The 18538-nt window shown below is 73.8% G+C and carries 21 protein-coding genes; 11 read left to right on the top strand and 10 right to left on the bottom strand.

Annotated elements, in window-relative coordinates; genetic code table 11:
* Positions 1 to 81 precede the first annotated feature (81 nt).
* Together ACFV9J_RS34540 and ACFV9J_RS34535 are read right to left on the bottom strand one after the other, a co-directional pair.
* Positions 82 to 453, bottom strand: a complete 372-nt coding sequence (locus tag ACFV9J_RS34540) for a hypothetical protein (RefSeq protein ID WP_385361144.1) — start codon at positions 451 to 453, stop codon at positions 82 to 84.
* A gap of 92 nt (positions 454 to 545) precedes the next feature.
* Positions 546 to 1442: a hypothetical protein gene (locus ACFV9J_RS34535; protein WP_385361141.1), complete on the bottom strand. Its 897-nt coding sequence runs from the start codon at positions 1440 to 1442 to the stop codon at positions 546 to 548.
* A gap of 286 nt (positions 1443 to 1728) precedes the next feature.
* Between ACFV9J_RS34535 and ACFV9J_RS34530 the strand changes: the two genes are divergently transcribed.
* The gene (locus ACFV9J_RS34530; protein WP_385361139.1) at positions 1729 to 3837 is read left to right on the top strand and encodes a SpoIIE family protein phosphatase; all 2109 of its coding nucleotides are present in this window, start codon (positions 1729 to 1731) and stop codon (positions 3835 to 3837) included.
* Here the strand turns inward: ACFV9J_RS34530 and ACFV9J_RS34525 are convergent.
* Positions 3827 to 4669, bottom strand: a complete 843-nt coding sequence (locus ACFV9J_RS34525; protein ID WP_385361137.1) for a putative protein N(5)-glutamine methyltransferase — start codon at positions 4667 to 4669, stop codon at positions 3827 to 3829. The two genes, ACFV9J_RS34530 and ACFV9J_RS34525, sit on opposite strands and share 11 nt — an antisense overlap.
* A gap of 260 nt (positions 4670 to 4929) precedes the next feature.
* On the opposite strand from ACFV9J_RS34525, the gene ACFV9J_RS34520 reads away from it, so the two are divergent.
* From ACFV9J_RS34520 to ACFV9J_RS34495, 6 genes are all read left to right on the top strand, one after another.
* Entirely contained in the window at positions 4930 to 5466 is a 537-nt protein-coding gene (locus ACFV9J_RS34520; RefSeq protein WP_385361135.1) for a MarR family winged helix-turn-helix transcriptional regulator, read from the top strand.
* A gap of 50 nt (positions 5467 to 5516) precedes the next feature.
* The gene (locus tag ACFV9J_RS34515) at positions 5517 to 6122 is read left to right on the top strand and encodes a sulfite oxidase-like oxidoreductase (RefSeq protein WP_385361133.1); all 606 of its coding nucleotides are present in this window, start codon (positions 5517 to 5519) and stop codon (positions 6120 to 6122) included.
* A 55-nt stretch (positions 6123 to 6177) separates the two neighbouring features.
* Entirely contained in the window at positions 6178 to 6897 is a 720-nt protein-coding gene (locus ACFV9J_RS34510) for a ferredoxin reductase (RefSeq protein WP_385361208.1), read from the top strand.
* A gap of 151 nt (positions 6898 to 7048) precedes the next feature.
* On the top strand, positions 7049 to 7633 hold the full coding sequence (locus ACFV9J_RS34505; protein ID WP_385361131.1) for a hypothetical protein: 585 nt from the start codon (positions 7049 to 7051) through the stop codon (positions 7631 to 7633).
* A gap of 118 nt (positions 7634 to 7751) precedes the next feature.
* Complete coding sequence (locus ACFV9J_RS34500) at positions 7752 to 8720, top strand: acetylxylan esterase (protein WP_385361129.1); 969 nt, start codon at positions 7752 to 7754, stop codon at positions 8718 to 8720.
* A 124-nt stretch (positions 8721 to 8844) separates the two neighbouring features.
* On the top strand, positions 8845 to 9606 hold the full coding sequence (locus tag ACFV9J_RS34495; RefSeq protein WP_385361127.1) for a GntR family transcriptional regulator: 762 nt from the start codon (positions 8845 to 8847) through the stop codon (positions 9604 to 9606).
* A gap of 9 nt (positions 9607 to 9615) precedes the next feature.
* Here ACFV9J_RS34495 and ACFV9J_RS34490 read toward each other — a convergent pair whose 3' ends face one another.
* A complete protein-coding gene (locus ACFV9J_RS34490) occupies positions 9616 to 10341 on the bottom strand; it encodes a class I SAM-dependent methyltransferase (RefSeq protein ID WP_385361125.1) in 726 nt (241 codons plus the stop codon).
* 173 nt (positions 10342 to 10514) lie between these two features.
* Positions 10515 to 11108, bottom strand: coding sequence for a PadR family transcriptional regulator (locus ACFV9J_RS34485; RefSeq protein ID WP_385361122.1), 594 nt, complete (start codon positions 11106 to 11108; stop codon positions 10515 to 10517).
* Between the two features lie 80 nt (positions 11109 to 11188).
* On the opposite strand from ACFV9J_RS34485, the gene ACFV9J_RS34480 reads away from it, so the two are divergent.
* The 3 genes from ACFV9J_RS34480 to ACFV9J_RS34470 all read left to right on the top strand — a co-directional run bounded on the left by ACFV9J_RS34480 (position 11189) and on the right by ACFV9J_RS34470 (position 14376).
* Entirely contained in the window at positions 11189 to 11617 is a 429-nt protein-coding gene (locus ACFV9J_RS34480) for a nuclear transport factor 2 family protein (protein ID WP_385361120.1), read from the top strand.
* Between the two features lie 212 nt (positions 11618 to 11829).
* On the top strand, positions 11830 to 13077 hold the full coding sequence (gene rho / locus ACFV9J_RS34475; RefSeq protein WP_385361119.1) for a transcription termination factor Rho: 1248 nt from the start codon (positions 11830 to 11832) through the stop codon (positions 13075 to 13077).
* A 126-nt stretch (positions 13078 to 13203) separates the two neighbouring features.
* Positions 13204 to 14376, top strand: a complete 1173-nt coding sequence (locus ACFV9J_RS34470) for a D-alanyl-D-alanine carboxypeptidase family protein (protein ID WP_385361116.1) — start codon at positions 13204 to 13206, stop codon at positions 14374 to 14376.
* Positions 14377 to 14394: 18 nt separating this feature from the next.
* Here ACFV9J_RS34470 and ACFV9J_RS34465 read toward each other — a convergent pair whose 3' ends face one another.
* Positions 14395 to 15327, bottom strand: a complete 933-nt coding sequence (locus ACFV9J_RS34465) for a glutaminase (protein WP_385361114.1) — start codon at positions 15325 to 15327, stop codon at positions 14395 to 14397.
* Between the two features lie 135 nt (positions 15328 to 15462).
* Between ACFV9J_RS34465 and ACFV9J_RS34460 the strand changes: the two genes are divergently transcribed.
* Complete coding sequence (locus ACFV9J_RS34460) at positions 15463 to 16521, top strand: fatty acid desaturase family protein (RefSeq protein WP_385361111.1); 1059 nt, start codon at positions 15463 to 15465, stop codon at positions 16519 to 16521.
* 7 nt (positions 16522 to 16528) lie between these two features.
* Here the strand turns inward: ACFV9J_RS34460 and ACFV9J_RS34455 are convergent, their stop codons facing one another.
* From ACFV9J_RS34455 to crcB (ACFV9J_RS34440), 4 genes are read right to left on the bottom strand one after another with little or no spacing between them, the layout of a single operon-like run.
* Complete coding sequence (locus ACFV9J_RS34455) at positions 16529 to 17365, bottom strand: undecaprenyl-diphosphate phosphatase (RefSeq protein ID WP_385361109.1); 837 nt, start codon at positions 17363 to 17365, stop codon at positions 16529 to 16531.
* A 39-nt stretch (positions 17366 to 17404) separates the two neighbouring features.
* Positions 17405 to 17779 (bottom strand): fluoride efflux transporter CrcB, encoded by a 375-nt coding sequence (crcB, locus tag ACFV9J_RS34450; RefSeq protein WP_385361106.1) that lies wholly within the window; start codon positions 17777 to 17779, stop codon positions 17405 to 17407.
* Positions 17776 to 17934: a hypothetical protein gene (locus ACFV9J_RS34445; protein WP_385361104.1), complete on the bottom strand. Its 159-nt coding sequence runs from the start codon at positions 17932 to 17934 to the stop codon at positions 17776 to 17778. The genes crcB (ACFV9J_RS34450) and ACFV9J_RS34445 overlap by 4 nt, the downstream gene beginning before the upstream one ends.
* Entirely contained in the window at positions 17931 to 18395 is a 465-nt protein-coding gene (gene crcB / locus ACFV9J_RS34440; RefSeq protein ID WP_385361101.1) for a fluoride efflux transporter CrcB, read from the bottom strand. The genes ACFV9J_RS34445 and crcB (ACFV9J_RS34440) overlap by 4 nt, the downstream gene beginning before the upstream one ends.
* Between the last annotated feature and the right edge of the window lie 143 nt (positions 18396 to 18538).

Below are 18538 nucleotides of genomic sequence, written 5' to 3'. Positions count from 1 at the left end.
TGTTGTAGAGGACCGCCGCGTCTTTGTGCAACTAGTTGCACAAAGACGCGGCGTACGCCACACCGACGCCCGCAGACCCGGTCAGCGGGTCTCGAGCCGTACGTGCAGTTCCCGCTCCTGGTCCCCGGAGGCCTGGCTCAGGTCGTGCACGGTGAACAGGGAGTCCAGGGTGGTGCGCAGCCTCTCGATCGCCCAGTAGCCGCCCTGGGCGTCGGCCTCCACGGACGCGCCGAGCCGGGCGGGGTCGCACTCGCCCCCGCGGCTGTCGGCCACGTCGAAGGTGCCGAGCCACACGGTCGGACGCACCTCGTCGTACTCCCGGGTCACGTCGCCCGCGTGCCGGTCGGAGGAGAAGCACGCGCACAGGGTGTCGAACACGGTCCGGGCGTCCTCCTTGCTGCATCCGCTCAGCTCCACCGAGACGGACTCCGGATGCAGTCGCTCACCGTCCATCGTGATCGCTCCCTCTCGTGGTCGTGACCGAAACCGCTCTCGCCGATACCACCAGAAAAGCACCACCGGCGGCCCGGCGCGAAGGGGCCGGGTCAGCCCCGGGTGAACCGGTACGTCTTGCTGTCCGTCAGCACGCAGAAGCCCGGCGACACGACGATCACGCGCAGGGTGCCGGTACGCCGGTCGTAGTCGATGCCCTCCGCCTCGAAGCCGCCCGAGCAGGCGCTGCGCAGGGGCAGCTGCCGCAGCGCGGTGACGTGTCCGGTGACGTCGGCGGTGCCGTCCGGCGCCGCCGACAGGTCGATCCGCAGGAGCGGCTTGGTGATGCCGAAGAGCGTGCCTTCCGGGTCGTCGGAGGAGCACAGCAGCGTGGTGGCGTCCAGGAAGTCGCAGCCCTGGACGTCGCGCACGGCGTGGTCCAGATGGACGGTGGCCGCCTGCGGGAGGTTCGCCGAGGGCGAGGTGGCGGGGTTGACGCCCGGGTTCGGGAAGACCAGCAGCCGGTTCATGGTGCCCCACTCCCCCGCCAGCATCCACTGCCCGTCGGGCGAGACGGCGGACCACGAGTTGTTCAGCGCCTCCCCGGGGCTCAGCGTGTGCACGTACTCCGCCCAGCTCCCGTCCGGCGCCTGCACGCGGAACATCTTCGTGTTCCCGTCGTCGCGCTGGTACGGCTCGACGTAGTGGCCGTCGTAGGACGCGTCCGGGTCGCCGACGTGGTTCCAGCCGCGGGTGCTGAGGCCGAACGGGATGGTGCCGATCCCGGTGTAGCGGTTGGGGCTGCCGGCCGGGACCTCGACCGAGGCCAGGCCCTGGCTCTCGGTCAGCGGGTCGGCGCGGTCGGAGCCCACCTCGGTCCAGGTGTCGGCGGTCCGGGCGCCCGGGGCGGGGGCGTCCGCCCGGGCCGGGCCCGCAAGAGTGGCCGAGAGGGCGAGGACGGCGAGGCCGGTCAGAACGGCGTGACAACGTTGCCGGGCGCGCAGGGGCATGGGGGCTCCTCGGTGGGGTGGCCGGGCGGGAGGCACTCGGCGCACAGTCTGGACCGCTACTCAAGGCATGTACAGACCAACTCCGGACGCGCTGGGTACGGCGGTCCCCGGCGCTGGGTACGGCGGCCCCCGGCGCTTCGTGCGGCGGTCCCCGGTCTGCGGGGAGATGCTGGGAGGAGACGGCGGAGCCCCGGCACGACCGGCCCTCCACGCGGTGGAACGCGGTAGAACAGGAGGGTCGGCATCGAAGGGTGTGCCGCGTCGGACGGTGAAGGCGGGGCGTGGGATGGCTGCAGCGGGGTCTGCCGGGTTCGAGGGCGAGCCGTCGCCGCGCGGACCCGTGCGGCCCAGTGGGCTGCTCGACCTGCTGAACGTGGCCTCGATCGTGCTGGACACCGAGGGCCGGATCGTCCTGTGGAGCCCGCAGGCCGAGGAGCTGTTCGGCTACTCCGCACCGGAGGCGCTGGGGCAGTACGCGGCCCGCATCATGGTCCACGAACGCCATCTCGACCTGGTCGTGCGGCTGTTCGGGGACGTCATGAAGACCGGCCGGAGCTGGGCGGGCGCCTTCCCCGTCCGGCACAAGGACGGCAGCACCCGGCTGGTCGAGTTCCGCAACATGCGGCTGCTCGACGACCGCGGGGACGTCTACGCCCTGGGGCTCGCGGCCGACCAGTCGATGGTCCGCCGGCTGGAGCGGGACGTGGCCCTGTCCACGAGGGTGATCATGCAGTCCCCGATCGGGCTGGCCGTCCTGGACACCGACCTGCGGTACGTCTCGGTCAACCCGGCCCTGGAGCGGCTCAACGGCGTCCCCGCCGAGGAGCACCTCGGCCGGACGGTCCGCGAGCTGCTGCCGCAGGTGGACGCCGACCCGCTGGAGGCGGCGGCGCGCGGGGTGCTGGAGACCGGGCGCCCGGTGGTCGACCAGCCCGCGACCGGGCGGACGCCCGCCGACCCGGACGAGGAGCACGCCTGGTCGGTGTCGCTGTACCGGCTGGAGGACGCCCTGGGCGCCGTGCTGGGGGTGGCCGTCTCGATCGTCGACGTGACCGAGCAGTACCGGACGGCCGCCGAGGCCGAGGGCGCGCGGCGCCGGCTCGCCGCCGTGGCGGACGCCTCCGCGCGGATCGGCACCACGCTGCGGCTGGACCGCACCGCGTACGAGCTGGCCGAAGTGGCGGTGCCCGGCCTGGCGGACGTCGCCGCGGTGGATCTGCTGGACGCCGTGGTGGAGGGCCGGCGCAGCACCCTGGGTCCGGCCGAACCGGCGGTGATCAGGGCGCTGGCCGTTCGCGCGGCCGACGGGGCCCGGGACGCCCTGGGGGCCGCCGACCCGCCCGGCGGCGTCGCCCGGTACGGGCCGGACCGCCTGGTCACCGAGTGCGTGCGCACCGCCCGGCCGGTGCTGGTGTCCCGGGTGACGCGCAAGGACCTGGGACGCATCGCCCGCTCGCCGGAGGCGGCCGAGCTGCTGCGCCGGGCGGGCGTCCACTCGTACCTGGCCGTGCCGCTGATCGCGCGGGGCGAGGTGCTCGGCGCCCTGGACCTGAAGCGGATCTCCAACCCCCTGCCGTTCGACGAGGACGACCTGCTGCTGGCCCGGGAGCTGGCCGCGCGGGCGGCGCTGCAGATCGACAACGCCCGCTGGTACCAGAACGCCCGCGACACCGCCCTCACCCTCCAGCGCAGCCTGCTGCCCAGCCATCCGCCGGTGACGGGCGGCCTCGAGGTCGCCTCCCGGTACCAGCCGGCCGGGGGCACCAGCGAGGTCGGCGGCGACTGGTTCGACGTGATCGAGCTGGCGGGCGGCAGGACCGCGCTCGTGGTGGGCGACGTGATGGGCAGCGGCATCGCGGCGGCGGCCTCCATGGGGCGGCTGCGCACCGCCACGAACACGCTGGCCGCCCTGGAGCTGGACCCCGCGCAGCTGCTCGGGCACCTGGAGCGGACCACGGCGGGCCTGGACCAGGCCATCGCCACCTGCCTGTACGCCGTCCACGACCCGCACCGGCGGCGGTGCCTGATCGCCAACGCCGGGCATCTGCCCCCGGTCCGCCTGCGGGCCGGCCGGCCGCCCGAGCTGCTCGACCTGCCCACCGGGGTGCCGCTCGGGGTGGGCGGCGTCGCCTTCTCCACCACCGAGGTCGGCCTGGAGCCGGGCGACCGGCTGGTGTTCTACACCGACGGCCTGGTCGAGACGCGCAGGCATCCGCTGGACGAGCGGCTGGACGCGCTCCTCGCCCTGCTGGAGGGCCCGGACCGCCCGCTGGAGGAGGTCTGCGACCTGCTGCTGCGCACCCTGCACGAGCCGGAGAACTCCGACGACGTGGCCCTGCTGATCGCCAGGGCCACACCGCCGGCGCGGCACGACGGCGAAACGCTCAGTCCCTGACGCCGATCACCACATGGGCGTACAGCTCCTCGCAGACCGCGAGGCGGGTCGCCAGACCGGCCCGGGTGAAGGCGTCGACGGCGTCGGGTGCCTGGCGTTCGCTGGTCTCGACCAGCAGGCAGCCGCCCGGTGCGAGCCAGCCGGGCGCCGCGGCCGCGACCCTGCGCAGCACGTCGAGACCGTCGGTGCCGCCGTCCAGGGCGACCAGCGGTTCGTGCTCGCGGGCCTCGGCGGGCAGCAGGGCGACCTCGCCGGTGGGCACGTACGGCACGTTGGCCGCGAGGATGTCCACCCGGCCGCGCAGGGTGCCGGGCAGCGCGTCGAACAGGTCACCGGCGTACACCCGGCCGCCCGCGTCCGCGAGGTTGCCGCGGGCGCAGCGCACGGCGGCCGGATCGACGTCGGCGGCATGCACCTCGGGCCGGTCCAGGGCGGTCGCCAGTGCCGCTCCGACGGCCCCGGACCCGCAGCACAGGTCCACGACGACGTGCGCGTGCGGTGCGTGGGCCAGGGCCTCGGAGACCAGGAACTCGGTCCGGCGGCGGGGCACGAAGACACCGGGCGCGACCGCGATGCGCAGGCCGCGGAACTCGGCCCAGCCCAGGACGAGTTCCAGGGGCAGGCCGCCGACGCGGCGGTCGACCAGTGCGGTGAGGTCGGCGGCGGTGCGGGCGGTGGTCAGGATGAGCGCGGCCTCGTCCTCGGCGAAGACGCAGCCGGCGGCGCGCAGCGCGGCCACGACGGCGTCACGCGACGGGAGAGTCGCCGAGAAGAGCGCGGAGGGGGCGGGCGAGGACGCCGGGGTGGGCGTGGCGGGGAAAGTGGGAGGCATGGAAGCCGAGAGCCTTTCGGGAACCGAAGGGCGCTCTCGCGGTCACTCGTCTCCGGTGACCGCACTGCCGTGAGGTGAGAGCACCCGGGCCGACACAGCGGTAATCGGTCTCACCTCCCAGTCGTCCGACGGCCGGGGCGGTCCGCGGCCGTCGGACACACTACCCCAATGATCAGACCCCGAGGGCTCCCGCGGGTGGTCGACTCCCGGACCTCCCCGCCAAAGTTGTACTGTGCAACCAGCAACGCGGAGGAGGAGCTGTGACGGCTGCCGGGACACCGGACGAGACGACCGTCGTTCCCGGCGGACGCCCCGCGGACGCGGCCGTGGAGACCATCCAGCGCGAGATGACGGTCTTCGCCCGCCGGGCCCGCGCCTCGGCCGGCCGCATGCACCCGGAGCTGTCCCTGGTGTCGTACACGCTGCTCGGGCATCTGGAGGAGCGGGACGGCCGCCGGGCCACGGACCTGGCCGCCCACTACGCCCTGGACAAGTCCACCGTCAGCCGCCAGGTGTCCGCGCTGGAGCGCGCCGGACTGATCGAGCGCCGCGTCGACCCGGACGACCACCGCGTCCAGGTCCTGCATCTGACCGAATCCGGACGGCACGTCCTGGACCGGGTCACCGAGCGGCGGCGGGCCGCCTTCCGGGCACGGCTCGCCGACTGGCCCGAGGAGGAGCTGCTCCGCTTCGCCGCGTATCTGGAGCGGTACAACGCGTGGCCGGACGCGGCCCCGGGCCGGGAGCGGGACCGGGCAGCGCCCGCGGACCCGTACGGTTGGACGAGTACGCACTGATCACGCCGGCCGCGGGCAGCCCGCCCCGACGGCCCGAAAGGCCCCACCGCATGAACACCACCCGAGGCTTCACCGGGCGTCCGCGCGCCGCCCGGCCGGGGCTGCCGCCCGGTCAGTACGACGCGGGCGACGACTGGCCCGTGCTGTCCGCCGAGGTCACTCCCGAGATCGCGCCCGCCGACTGGACCTTCCGCGTGGGCGGTCTGGTGGCCGAGCCCCGCACCTGGGACCTGGCCGGGGCGCGCCTGCTGCCGGCCTCCGGGTACGCGGGCGACATCCACTGCGTCACCGGCTGGTCGAAGTTCGGGGTGCGGTTCGGGGGCGTGTCGCTGGACGCCTTCCTGGACGCGGCGGGTCCGCTGCCGTCGGCCACGCACGCGGTCGCCCACGCGTACACCGGCTACACCGCGAACCTGCCGCTCGCGGACCTGACCGGCGGGCGGGCCTGGATCGTGTGGGAGTACGACGGGCGGCCGCTCGCCCCCGAGCACGGCGGTCCGGCGCGGCTGGTGGTCCCGCACCTGTACTTCTGGAAGAGCGTGAAGTGGATCGCGGGGCTGGAGCTGCTCGACCACGACGAGCCGGGCTTCTGGGAGCAGAACGGCTACCACGCCCGCGGCAATCCCTGGGAGGAGCAGCGGTACTCCGGTGACTGAGACGGCCACGCACACGGCGGGGGCGGCGGCCCCCACTCCCCCGGCGCGGTTCGCCGTGCCCGGGCGCATCGAGGTGAACGGCCGGGTGGCCGGGACGTGGCAGACGGCCACGCTCACCGGGATCCGCCGCGAGACGCCCCGCGCGTCGACCTTCCGACTCGCCGTGCCCGGCTGGGCGGGCCACCTGCCCGGCCAGCACCTGATGCTGCGGCTCACCGCCGCGGACGGCTACCGGGCCCAGCGCCACTACTCTCTGGCCTCCGCCCCGGACGGGTCCGGGCACATCGAGCTGACCCTGGACCGGGTGCCCGACGGTGAGGTGTCCGGCTGGTTCCACACGGTGGCGCGGCCCGGTGACGAGATCGAGGTGCGCGGCCCGCTCAGCGGCTTCTTCGCCTGGCCGGGCGACCGGCCCGCCCTGCTGCTCGGCGCCGGGTCCGGGGTCGTACCGCTGATGTCGATGGTGCGGCACCACAGGGCGCGGGGGCTCACCGTGCCGCTGCGGCTCCTGGTGTCCGCACGCGGCCCCGAGGAGCTGATCTACGCCGGTGAGTTCGGCGCGGAGACGACGCCCGTGTTCACCCGCACGGCGCCGGCCGGGACGCCCGTGGGCCGGCTGGCGTCCGCGCATCTGGCGCCGCTTTTCGCCGAGCCGCCCGCCGGCGGCTGGGAGGCCTACGTGTGCGGGTCGAACGCGTTCGCGGAGCACGCGTCGCGGCTGCTGGTGGCGGCCGGACAGCCGGTGGACCGGATCCGGATCGAACGCTTCGGCTGATCCCGCCCGGTTCGTGAGCGAGGCCCGCAGGACTGGGTACCAGTCCAGTGCGGGCACTCGCACACGTGGCGCGACACCGAGGCGCGGCGGCCCCCGCGCTCGACGGCCGTCCGTCCGCTCCTCCGGTCGCGGTGATCGCGGGGAGGTCGACATGCGAATCCGGGTACGCGGCCGACGCCGGCGGCGCAATCCGCTGCGGCGCCGGTCGGACGTCGTCGAGGCGTGGACCAAGGTGGTCGTCGCCCTCCTGCTGTTCGTGGCCGCGCCGGTGCTCGGTGCCGCCACCGCGTGGTGGGGCCACGGGCAGGCGCAGGCGATCGTCGCGGCGCAGCGGGCCGAGCGGCACCACGTCCGTGCCACGGTGGTGGACCGCAACCCCGGCACCCTGTCGACGGGCCAGCTCGGCGGACAGCACTCGTACCGTGCGACCGTCCACTGGAAGGCACCGGACGGCACGGAGAAGAGCACCACGGCGCGGGTGCCGGCCGGCACCCGGCACGGTGACACCGTCGACGTGTGGCTGGACTCCCACGGGAAGAGCGTGCCCCCGCCGTCGGACGGCGCCGAGATCTGGCAGCACAGCGCCACCGTCGGCTCGTTCACCACCATCGGGACGGTGCTCACGGTGCTCCTCGCGCACCGCGCCGTACGCGCGGTGGCCATGCGTCACCGCATGGCGGAATGGGACCGCGACTGGGCGCTCACGGAGCCGCAGTGGACCCACCGGCGGGCCTGACGGCGCCCCTGCCCGCACGGTTCCCGGGGGCGGCCGGACCTGGCGTTTCCGCGAGCCGCTCACGTACCGTGTGATCACCCGTACGGTCTGCCGCGTCTCTCCGCAAAGGCGGTTCTCGATGGCCCTGTTCGACCTTCCGCTCGACGAACTCCACGCCTACCGCAGCGCGTCGGCCGAGCCCGAGGACTTCGACGCGTTCTGGAGCAAGACGCTCGCCGAGGCCCGCGAGCACGAGCTGGACGCCCGCTTCGAACCGGTCGACACGGGACTGTCCACGGTGCGGGTGTACGACGTGACGTTCGCCGGGTTCGGCGGCCATCCGGTGAAGGGCTGGCTGATCCTGCCGGCCGCGGCGGCCGAGCCGTTGCCGCTGGTCGTGGAGTTCGTCGGGTACGGCGGTGGGCGCGGGCTGCCGCACGAGCACCTGTTGTGGGCGTCCACCGGCCGGGCCCACTTCGTGATGGACACCCGGGGTCAGGGCAGCGCCTGGGGCGGCGGTGGCGGCACCGCGGACCCCGTCGGCGGCACGCCCGCGTACCCGGGGTTCATGACCCGCGGTCTGGACGCTCCGGAGAACTACTACTACCGCCGGGTCTTCACCGACGCCGTGCGCGCGGTCGAGGCGGCCCGTTCGCATCCGCTGACCGACCCGGCCCGCACGGTCGCGCTGGGCACGAGCCAGGGCGGCGGCATAACGATAGCCGTCGGCGGCCTGGTGCCGGACCTGGTCGCCGTCGCGCCGGACGTGCCGTTCCTGTGCGACTTCCCGCGCGCCACCACGCTCACCGACCGGCATCCCTATCGTGAGGTCGGCCTTTACCTGAAGACCCACCGCGGCCGCACCGGGGACGCGCTGCGCACGCTGTCGTACTTCGACGGCGTGCACTTCGCGGCGCGGGGCCGGTCCCCGGCCCTGTTCTCGGCCGCCCTGGAGGACCAGACCTGCCCGCCGTCGACCGTTTTCGCCGCGTTCAACGCCTGGACGCACGAGGACCGGACGATCGAGGTGTACGACTTCAACGACCACGAGGGCGGCGGGCCGTACCAGGAGGCCGCGAAGCTGCGCTGGCTGAGCCGCCACGCCTGAGGTTCGTGGGTGGTGTTTCGGCCGAACCGGCGGACCGGACTTCCCTGCTGGTTTAGACCAATGGTAATCCTGGTGGCGCACCGAGCCCGCGCGGCTACCGTACGTCATCAACAGGAGGCGCGGCATGGCCCGCACCACCCCGCACGACCCGCCCCCCGCCGATCCGGCACCCGCCGACGCCCCGCCGCCCCTGTACCGGCGGGTGGCGGACCAACTGCTCGGCGAATTGCGCGACGGGACCGTCCCCCCGGGTGAACGGCTGCCCGGCGAGCGCCGGCTGGCGGAGCACTTCGGAGTCAGCCGGGAGACCGTGCGGCAGGCCCTGGACGTGCTGCGCCGCGACGGTCTGCTCAGCACCGACCGGCGCGGCAGCCACGTCGCCCTGCCGGGGGCGCCGGCCGGATGCGCGGCGCCCCTGGTCTTCCCGGTCGGCGCCCGGGCGGCCGAGCCGCGCAGCGGAGACCGTGCCACCGTCGTCTGGGGGACGCCGCCGCCTGAGCACTCCGCGGCGCTGGGGCTGGTGCCGGGCCGGCCGACCCTGATGCACCACTACACCTCGGCGGCGGCCGGAGGCAACGGCAGGCGGACGGCGGTGACATCGTTTTCCGCCGTGGCGCTGGCCGAGGTGGAGGAACTGGCCCGCTACCGCGACCGGGCCGACGGGCTCGCCTGCGCGCAGTTGCGGCGGGCCTACGACTGGATGCGCCGCGCGGGCCTGACGCTGCATCACCGGGACACCATCACGCTCCAGCCCGACACCGCGTCGGTCCGGGTCGTGCGGCGGGTGCACGACCAGTACGCGCGGCCGCTGGAGATCACGGACCTCCTGGTGGACACCCGGCAGGACGCCCTGGTCTACGAGTTCACACTCCCGGCGGCCGGCTGACCCGCCGTCCTACGGGAGCCGCCGGGCGACGACCAGCCGGACCCGCGGGCTGCCGTCGGGGCGGCGTCCGAACTCGGGCAGGGCGTGCAGGTCCGTCCGGAAGCCGGCCCGCGACAGCTCGCGGCCCACGTCCCCGAGCCGGAACGTCCGGTAGTACATGACGAACGGCGGCCGCCACAGCGCGTTGCGCACCCGCATCGCGGCGTCGAAGCCGAGCAGCGTCCAGTACCCCGGGGAGCCGGGCCGGGGCGGGGCTACGACGGGGAAGGCGAAGCAGCCGTCCGGCCGGAGCACGGAGCGCACCTGGCCGAACAGGCCCGGCAGTTCGCGGGGGAGGAAGTGCCCGAACGCCCCGAAGCTCACCACGAGGTCGAAGGCGGGGCCGAAGGGCAGGGCGCGGGCGTCCGCGCGCACCCAGGAGACCGCCGGGCCCGGTGGCAGGGTGCGCCCGCGCGCGACCTCCAGCATGCCCGCGCTGAAGTCGACCCCGGTCACGTCCCGTTGGCACACCCGGGCCAGCACCTCGACGCCCGCGCCGGTGCCGCAGCACAGGTCGAGTCCGGCGGCGAAGGGCCCCAGCGGCTCCAGTCCGCGGGCCACGGCCTCCAGCACCCGGTCCGGCGTCCGGTACGGGGTGTGGTCGAACTTCGGGGCGAGCAGGTCGTAGCCGCGCTCGACCGAGGACAGCGCCTGGACGGCGAGTTCGCGCAGGGTGGGGCCTTCGGGGCTGAACATCCGGTCAGCCTAGGGCCTGTCTGACAATTCGCGTCGTCGCCCGAAGGGCGGCCGCGCGGCGTCAGGTGCGTGCTCTCGGTGCGCCGGCCCCAGACCCGCGTACTGGCCGTACTCGGGTCTGGGGCCGGTGCGGCGAGAGGGCGTGCATGGCGTCGCGCGGCAGACGGGAATTGTCAGACAGGCCCTGGGGCCTGTCCGGCGGGCCCGGCGGGAGCGCGGCGTTCGTCGAGCACGGTGAGCACGCGCTCGCACCAGCGGGCGTTCTCCCGCTCGAACGTGATGCCGGCGGCCAGGGTGAGGTAGGGCCCGACGCGGCCGGCCTCCCGCAGGTGCTCCTCCTCGGTACGGCCGTCCAGGAGGCGTTCCCGCACCCGCTCGTAGCGGGCGAGTTTGCCCAGCGCCCAGGCCCTGCGCTCCTCGACCAGCGCGCGGACCGCCGCCGGGTCGACGCCGTCCATGGCCTGCATCTTGATCAGGAACTCGTCGCGGATGGCGGTGGGCCGCCGGGTCGGCGCGGCGGCGAAGACGCCGAGCTGCTCCCGGCCCGCCTCGGTGAGCGAGAACAGCCGCTTGGTGGGCCTGCGTTCCTGCGGCACGGTCCGGGCCTCGATGAGTCCGTCGCCCGCGAGACGCTCCAGCTCCCGGTAGAGCTGCTGCGGCGTGGCGGGCCAGAAGTTGGCGAGCGACACGTCGAACACCTTGGACAGCTCGTAGCCCGAGGCCTCGCCCTCGAGCAGGGCGGCCAGGACGGCGTACTTGAGAGACATGTCGACACGCTAGCAAGCGGGGGCCAGGCAGACTACTCTACTCCACACCTATTCAAATAGTTGACTAAGAAGGAGTTGCGATGCGAGCATTCCGCGCGGCGGTGGAGGCACACGACATGGACGCCGTAGAAGCACTGCTGGCCGACGACGTGGTCTTCTCCAGCCCCGTCGTGTTCAAGCCGTACCGGGGCAAGGCGATCACGGCGGCGATCCTGCGCGCGGTCGAGCGCGTCTTCGAGGACTTCCGCTACGAGCGGGTCATCGGCGAGGCGGACGGCCGCGACCACGCCCTGCTCTTCGCGGCGCGGGTGGGCGACCGCGAGATCAGCGGCTGCGACTTCCTGCGCCTGGACGCGTCCGGCCGCATCGCCGAACTGACGGTGATGGTGCGCCCGCTCTCGGGCGCCCAGGCCCTGCAGACGGCCATGGCCGCGCAGTTCGAGCGCATCGCCGAGGAAGCACAGGAGGCACAGGAGACGCGGGAGGCACGGGCGACTTCGGCGGACTGAGTCCGGCACGGGACATGCGGAGGACGCGACGCGGACCCTCGTCGGCACCTGTCGGGACCGGGAGTCGTGGTAGGGTGCTGTCAGCACTCGTGTACGCCCCCTTGATCGGGCGCCGGTGCCAGTTTCCCTTCGGTTCGTGGATTTGCCCGGCCTGATGCGGCCGGCGCGTCCGCTTCTCAGCACAACCTCGTGAGCGGGGCACCGTCCCCGCCGTGTCCGAGGTGCTGTTCCCCGCCGTCCGGAGGCGTGTCGTCCGACCCCTCGCGCGGCTCTCCCCTTCCTTCCGCATGTCCCATGCCCGTGTCCTCGAAAGGACCGCCCACATGACCACCACACTCGAACACCCCCCTGTACAGCACTCCCCGGCCGACATCGCGAGCGGTGTCCTCGACATCGAGGCGGGCGGCAAGGGGCGCCTGCGCGGCAAGAACCTGCAGCCCGAGCCGGCCGACCCCGCCCTCTCCCCCGCGCTGATCCGCCGGCACGGCCTGCGCAGGGGCGACCTCGTCGAAGGGGTGTACGGCGACCGGCGCACCCTGACCGACGTCGTCCGCGTCAACGGGCGTACGCCCGAGGGGCGGAGCCGGCGGCACTTCGCCGACCTGACCCCGCTGCACCCGCACGAGCGGCTGCGGCTCGAACACCCGGCGGCCGGTCTCGCCGGACGCGTCGTCGATCTGATCGCCCCGGTCGGCAAGGGCCAGCGCGGACTGATCGTCGCCCCGCCGAAGACCGGCAAGACCGTCCTCCTCCAGCAGATCGCCGCCGCGGTGGCCGGCAACCACCCCGAGGCCCGGCTGATGGTGGTGCTGCTCGACGAACGCCCCGAGGAGGTCACCGACATGCGGCGCTCGGTGCGGGGCGAGGTGTACTCCTCGACCTTCGACCGGAGCGCCAAGCAGCACATCGCCCTCGCCGAGCTGGTGATCGAGCGGGCCAAGCGGCTCGTCGAGGCCGGGGAGGACGTCGTCATCCTCCTCGACTCCCTCACCCGGCTGTGCAGGGCGCACAACAACGCCGCCTCCTCCGGCGGCCGCACGCTCAGCGGCGGTGTCGACGCCGGGGCGCTGCTGGGTCCCAAGCGGTTCTTCGGCGCGGCCCGCAAGGCGGAGGAGGGCGGTTCCCTCACCGTCCTCGCCACCGCACTGGTCGAGACCGGCTCGCGGGCCGACGACTTCTACTTCGAGGAGCTGAAGAGCACCGGCAACATGGAACTGCGGCTGAGCCGGGAGCCGGCCTCCCGCCGGGTCTTCCCGGCCGTCGAACCGGTCGGCTCGGGCACCCGGCGCGAGGAGCTGCTGCTGTCCGGTGCCGAGACGAGCGCCGTGCGCGGGCTGCGGCGGGCCCTGGTGGCCCGGGACGGGCAGTCCGGCCTGGAGTCCCTGCTGGAGCGGCTGCGCCGGACGCCGGACAACGCCACGTTCCTGCGGCAGGTCCAGCCGACTCTGCCCGCCGGCTGACACCTCCCGCCGACGGCACCGGCCGGCACCGCCCCTCGGCCCCCGCGCTACGGCATCCGGGTGTTTGCGGGGCGGACCCGGCCCGGTCAGCGTGGCGGCGTGCGGGGCCGTTCCTACGTTTGCGGTATGACTATCGGATTCTCATCCCGGGCGGTTCGATCCACCTGCATGCTCTGCGCCGCAGGACTGCTGACGCTCGTGCCCGCCACCGCGGCCGCCCGCGCGGGGCGGCCGGACCCCGGTCCGCCCGGCGGTGCGCAGGCCCGGTCGTCGCCGCTGTACCGCTCCGGCACGCAGGTCCGGCCGCACCCCGCGGCGCCCCGGGTTCCCGAAGTCTCCGCCCTGTCCTGGGTCGTGGCCGACGCCGGTACGGGCGACGTGCTGGCGGCGAACGACGCGCACCGCGAGCTGCCCCCGGCCAGCACCCTCAAGACGCTGTTCGCGCTCACGGTGCTGCCCGCGCTGCCGGGCGGCATCCGGCACGAGGTGGCCCCCGAGGACCTGGCCGGCATCGGTCCGGGCAGCAGCCTGGTCGGTGTCGTCGAGGGCCAGACGTACCGCGTCTCCGACCTGTGGAACGGCGTCTTCCTCAACTCCGGGAACGACGCCGTGCACGTGCTCGCCTCGCTCACCGGCGGGTGGAGCGCCACGGCGGCCCGGATGCAGGCCGAGGCCCGCGCGCTCGGCGCCCGCGACACCCACGTCCGCTCGCCCGACGGGTACGACGCCCCGGGCCAGGTCTCCTCCGCGTACGACCTGGCCGTCTTCGGCCGGGAGGGGCTGCGGCGTCCCGACTTCGCGCGGTACTGCGCCAAGGTCGACGCGATGTTCCCCGGCCGCGACGGAAGCTCGTACGGGATCATGAACACCAACCGGCTGCTCACCGGGGCCGACGGCGTGGAGCCGTACCCGGGGCTGATCGGGGTGAAGAACGGCTACACCAGCAACGCGGGCAACACGCTCATCGCCGCCGCCCGCCGCGACGGACGGGCCCTGGTCGTCACGGTGATGAACCCGCAGGAGGGCGGCGGCCACGCCGTCTACGAGGAGGCCCGGGCCCTGCTCGACTGGGGCTTCGAGGCGGCCGGCGAGGTCGACCCGGTGGGCTCGCTGGTCCCCGAGGGCGAGCGTCCCCGGCAGGGACCGCAGGCCGTACCCGCGGCGGTGGCCGCGGCGAAGCCGGCCGAGGACGCTCCGGGCTGGCCGGAGTCGGGGGCGATCCTCGGTGTCGCGGGGCTCGGCGCGGGAGTCATGGCGCTCGCCCTGCGGCTCAAGCTCGTCCGGGACGACGGCAGTTGACGGGAGCGCCGGGCACGTTCAGAACACCGACAGTCCCGTGAGCGTCGTGAAGCGGTCCAGGGCCGCCACCCCGGCCACCGAGTTGCCCCGCTCGTCCAGGCCGGGGCTCCATACGCACAGCGTGCAGTGCCCCGGCACCACCGCGATGATGCCGCCGCCGACCCCGCTCTTGCCCGGCAGACCCACCCGGTGCGCGAAGTCGCCGGCCGCGTCGTAGGTCCCGCAGGTCAGCATCACCGCGTTGATCTGCTTGGCCCGGCTGCGGCTGAGCAGCCGGGTGCCGTCCGCGCGGATGCCGTGCCGGGCCAGGAAGCCGGTGGCCAGGGCCAGGTCTGCGCAGGACGCGGCGACGGAGCACTGGCGGAAGTACTGGTCCAGGAGCACCGGTACGGGGTTGTCGATGTTGCCGTAGGACGCCATGAAGTGCGCCAGCGCGGCGTTCCGGTCGCCGTGCGCGGCTTCGGAGGCGGCGACCTCCTCGTCGTGGGTGAGGTCCGGGTTGCCGCTCTCGGCGCGCAGGAAGGCGAGCAGTTCGCCGGCCGCGTCGCCGGTGCGGGTGTGCAGCCGGTCGGTGACGACGAGGGCGCCCGCGTTGATGAACGGGTTGCGCGGGATGCCGTTCTCGTACTCCAGCTGCACCAGGGAGTTGAACGGGTTGCCGGACGGCTCGCGGCCCACGTGCTCCCACAGGGTGTCGCCCTCCCTGGCCAGGTCCAGGGCGAGGGTGAAGACCTTGGTGAGCGACTGCGCGGAGAACGGCTCCCGCCAGTCCCCCACGCCGTAGACCGTGCCGTCCGGCTCGGCGACGGCCATGCCGAAGCGGCGCGGGTCGCGGGCGGCGAGGGCGGGGATGTAGTCGGCGGGCCGGCCGCTGCCCGGGGTCCGCTCGATCTCCTCGGCGATGCGCTCCAGGACCGGCCGGAAGGTCGTCGGTGTGCTCATGATCGCCATTCTCCCTCCGGGCCGGTGCGGGTGGCGGGAGGCCCACGGTGGGTGGACCCCCGCACCGGGGTGGTGCTGGCCTCACCCCCGTTTCGGGGGCGGACGCCATTCTGCGGCCGGTCGGCCGTTCACATACTCAGGTACATGGTCGAATCAACGGTGCTCGTCGAGAGCCTGCCCACGCCCGCACAGGAGAAGGATCGCGAAAGGGGAAGCGACTTCTCCGAACTCTCCCGGCGCATGGCCGGCGCGGGGCTGCTCCGGCGCCGCCCGCTGTACTACACGGTCCGCTTCGGCGTCGTCGCCCTCGCGCTCGCCGGCGGTGTCGCCGCGTTCGTCGCCCTGGGGGACAGCTGGAGCCAGCTGTTCGTCGCGGTCGCGCTCGCCGTCGTCTTCGGCCAGCTCGGGCTGGCGGCCCACGACCTCGCCCACCGGCAGGTCTTCACGCGCCGGCGTCCCAGCGAGGCGGGCGGTCTGCTGACGGCCAACCTGCTCCTCGGCATGAGCTACGGCTGGTGGATGAACAAGCACACCCGCCACCACGCGAACCCGAACCACGAGGAGAAGGACCCGGACGTCTCCCCCGACATCCTGGTGTGGTCGCGGGGTCAGGCGAGCCGGGCGACCGGGCTGCCGCGCTTCGTCGGCAGGCACCAGGCGGCCCTGTTCTTCCCGCTGCTGACGCTGGAGGGCCTGAACCTGAGCTTCAACAGCTTCAAGGCGCTGGGCAGCCGGGCCGTGAAACGGCCGGTCCTGGAGGGCACGCTGCTCGTCGCCCACTTCGCGGTGTACTTCGGCGGCCTGTTCACGGTCCTCTCCCCGGGCAAGGCGCTCGTCTTCCTCGCCGTCCACCAGGGACTGTTCGGGATCTACCTGGGCTCGGTCTTCGCCCCCAACCACAAGGGCATGCCGATGATCGAGAAGGGCATGCGGCTGGACTTCCTGCGCCGCCAGGTCCTGACCTCCCGCAACGTGCGGGGCGGTGCGTTCGTCGACGCCTTCATGGGCGGCCTCAACTACCAGATCGAGCACCACCTCTTCCCCAGCATGCCGACCCCCGCCCTCGGCCGGGCCCAGGCCATCACCGAGGCGTACTGCGCCGAGTTGGGCGTGCCCTACCACCAGACGGGGCTGCTGGCGTCGCACCGCGAGGCCCTGCGGCACATGAGGAGCGTCGGGGAGCCGCTGCGCGCCGCACGCTGAGCCGCGGTCAGCTGTGCAGCACGCCGGTGCCGAGCAGCCCGAACAGCAGGACGCCGACCGCGATCCGGTAGACGACGAACGAGTTGAAGGTGTGCTTGGCGACGAACTTCAGCAGCCAGGCGATGGAGGCGTAGGCCACCACGAAGGAGACGAGGGTGCCGACGGCCAGGGGCGCGGCACCCGCTCCGGTGCCCAGGGCGTCCTTCAGCTCGTACAGTCCCGCTCCGGTCAGGGCCGGGATGCCGAGGAAGAAGGACAGCCGGGTGGCGGCGACCCGGTCCAGGTCGAGCATCAGCGCGGTGGACATGGTGGCGCCGGAGCGGGAGAAGCCCGGGAAGAGCAGGGCGAGGATCTGGGAGCCGCCGACCAGCATCGCGTCCTTGAAGGACGTGTCGTCCTCGCCCCGCTTGTGCCGGCCGGTGCGGTCGGCCCACCACATCACGCCGCTGCCGACGATCAGCGAGCCGGCGACCACCCACAGCGAGGCGAGCGGGCCCTTGATCAGGGGCTTGGCGGCGAGGCCGACGACGACGATGGGGATGGTGGCGAAGATGACCCACCAGGCGAACTTGTAGTCGTGGTGGTACCGCTCCTCCCGGTCGCGCAGCCCGCGTCCCCAGGCGGAGACGATCCGCGCGATGTCCTTGGAGAAGTAGACGAGCACGGCGGCGATCGCGCCGACCTGGATGACCGCGGAGAAGCCGATGACGGCGTCGTCGTCGACCGGGATGCCCATCAGCCCCTCGACGATCTTGAGGTGTCCGGTGGAGGAGACGGGCAGGAACTCGGTCACCCCCTCGACGGCTCCGAGGACGACGGCCTGACCGATGCTGATGGCGCTCATGGCATCCAGTTCCTACTACACCGGGCTGTGTGCCCGGCGTCAGGTCCAGAGCGCGTCGGCCAGAGTCACCCCCGCGAACGCCGCCGCGAGGCCGGCCGCCACGCTTGCCCCCACGTTCACCGCGGCCTGCAGGCGCGCGCCGGTCTCGGTCAGCCGGAGCGTCTCGTAGGAGAAGGTCGAGTAGGTGGTGAGGGCGCCGCACAGGCCGGTGCCCAGCAGCAGCCGCAGGTCGGAGCCGACCGCTCCGGCCAGGGCGGCGCCGGTCAGCAGGCCGAGGACGACGCTGCCGATCACGTTCACCGTGAAGGTGCCCCAGGGGAAGACGGAGTCGTGCCGGGACTGCACGGCGCGGTCGGTGAGGTAGCGCAGCGGGGCGCCGATCATGCCGCCCGCGACGACCAGCAGCCAGTTCACGACGGCCTCCGGCCCTCGTACCCGACGACCTCGCACGGGTCGAGGGTGACCAGGCCCTCGGTGTGGATGGGCGAGGACAGGGGACGGTGGTGCCAGGTGTCGTGCTCGCCGGCGTACCCGGTCAGGCGCGGGGCGCTGCCGGTCAGCCTCGTCATGACCGCCTCCACTTCAGGACCCGGCGGGCCGCCCATGCGGCGAGCCACACCGCCGTGAGTGCCGCGAGCGGCGTCGCGGCGAGGTAGGCCAGGCCGGTGGGGACCCGGCCGTCGGCGAACAGGGACCGGCTGTCGACGGCGTAGGTGGAGAAGGTCGTGAACCCGCCGAGCACACCGGTGCCGAAGAAGGGCCGGACCAGGCGGTGGGCGGGCCGGACCTCGGTGATGGCCACCATGAACACGCCGATCACGGCACAGCCGACGGCGTTGACCCCGAAGGTCGTCCAGGGGAAGCCCCCGGCCGGTGTGGGCCACCAGAGGGAGGCCGCGTAGCGGGCGGCGGCTCCGGTGCCGCCGCCGAGGGCCACGACCGCGACGACCGGTGCCTGGTTGCGCCATGCGGACCGTCTCGGGGCGGTGGCCCGGATGCCGCCGGGGCGCCCGGTCCTCGGGACTGCCATGGTCGTACGTCTCCTACTCGCCGGGCAGGGGGATGCCCTCCTGCGCTGGTCAAGCAGGGACCGTTGGCGGCGCCTGAGCCGCGGTTCGGGTACGGCGGGCCCCACCGCCGCGCCGCGCCCCTGCGGGCCGCGGCAGATGCCCA

Origin of the sequence: Streptomyces sp. NPDC059906 (assembly GCF_042730645.1) — a bacterium.
Taxonomy (GTDB): Bacteria; Actinomycetota; Actinomycetes; order Streptomycetales; family Streptomycetaceae; genus Streptomyces; species Streptomyces rubrogriseus.
This window is presented reverse-complemented; position numbering and strand designations above follow the sequence as displayed.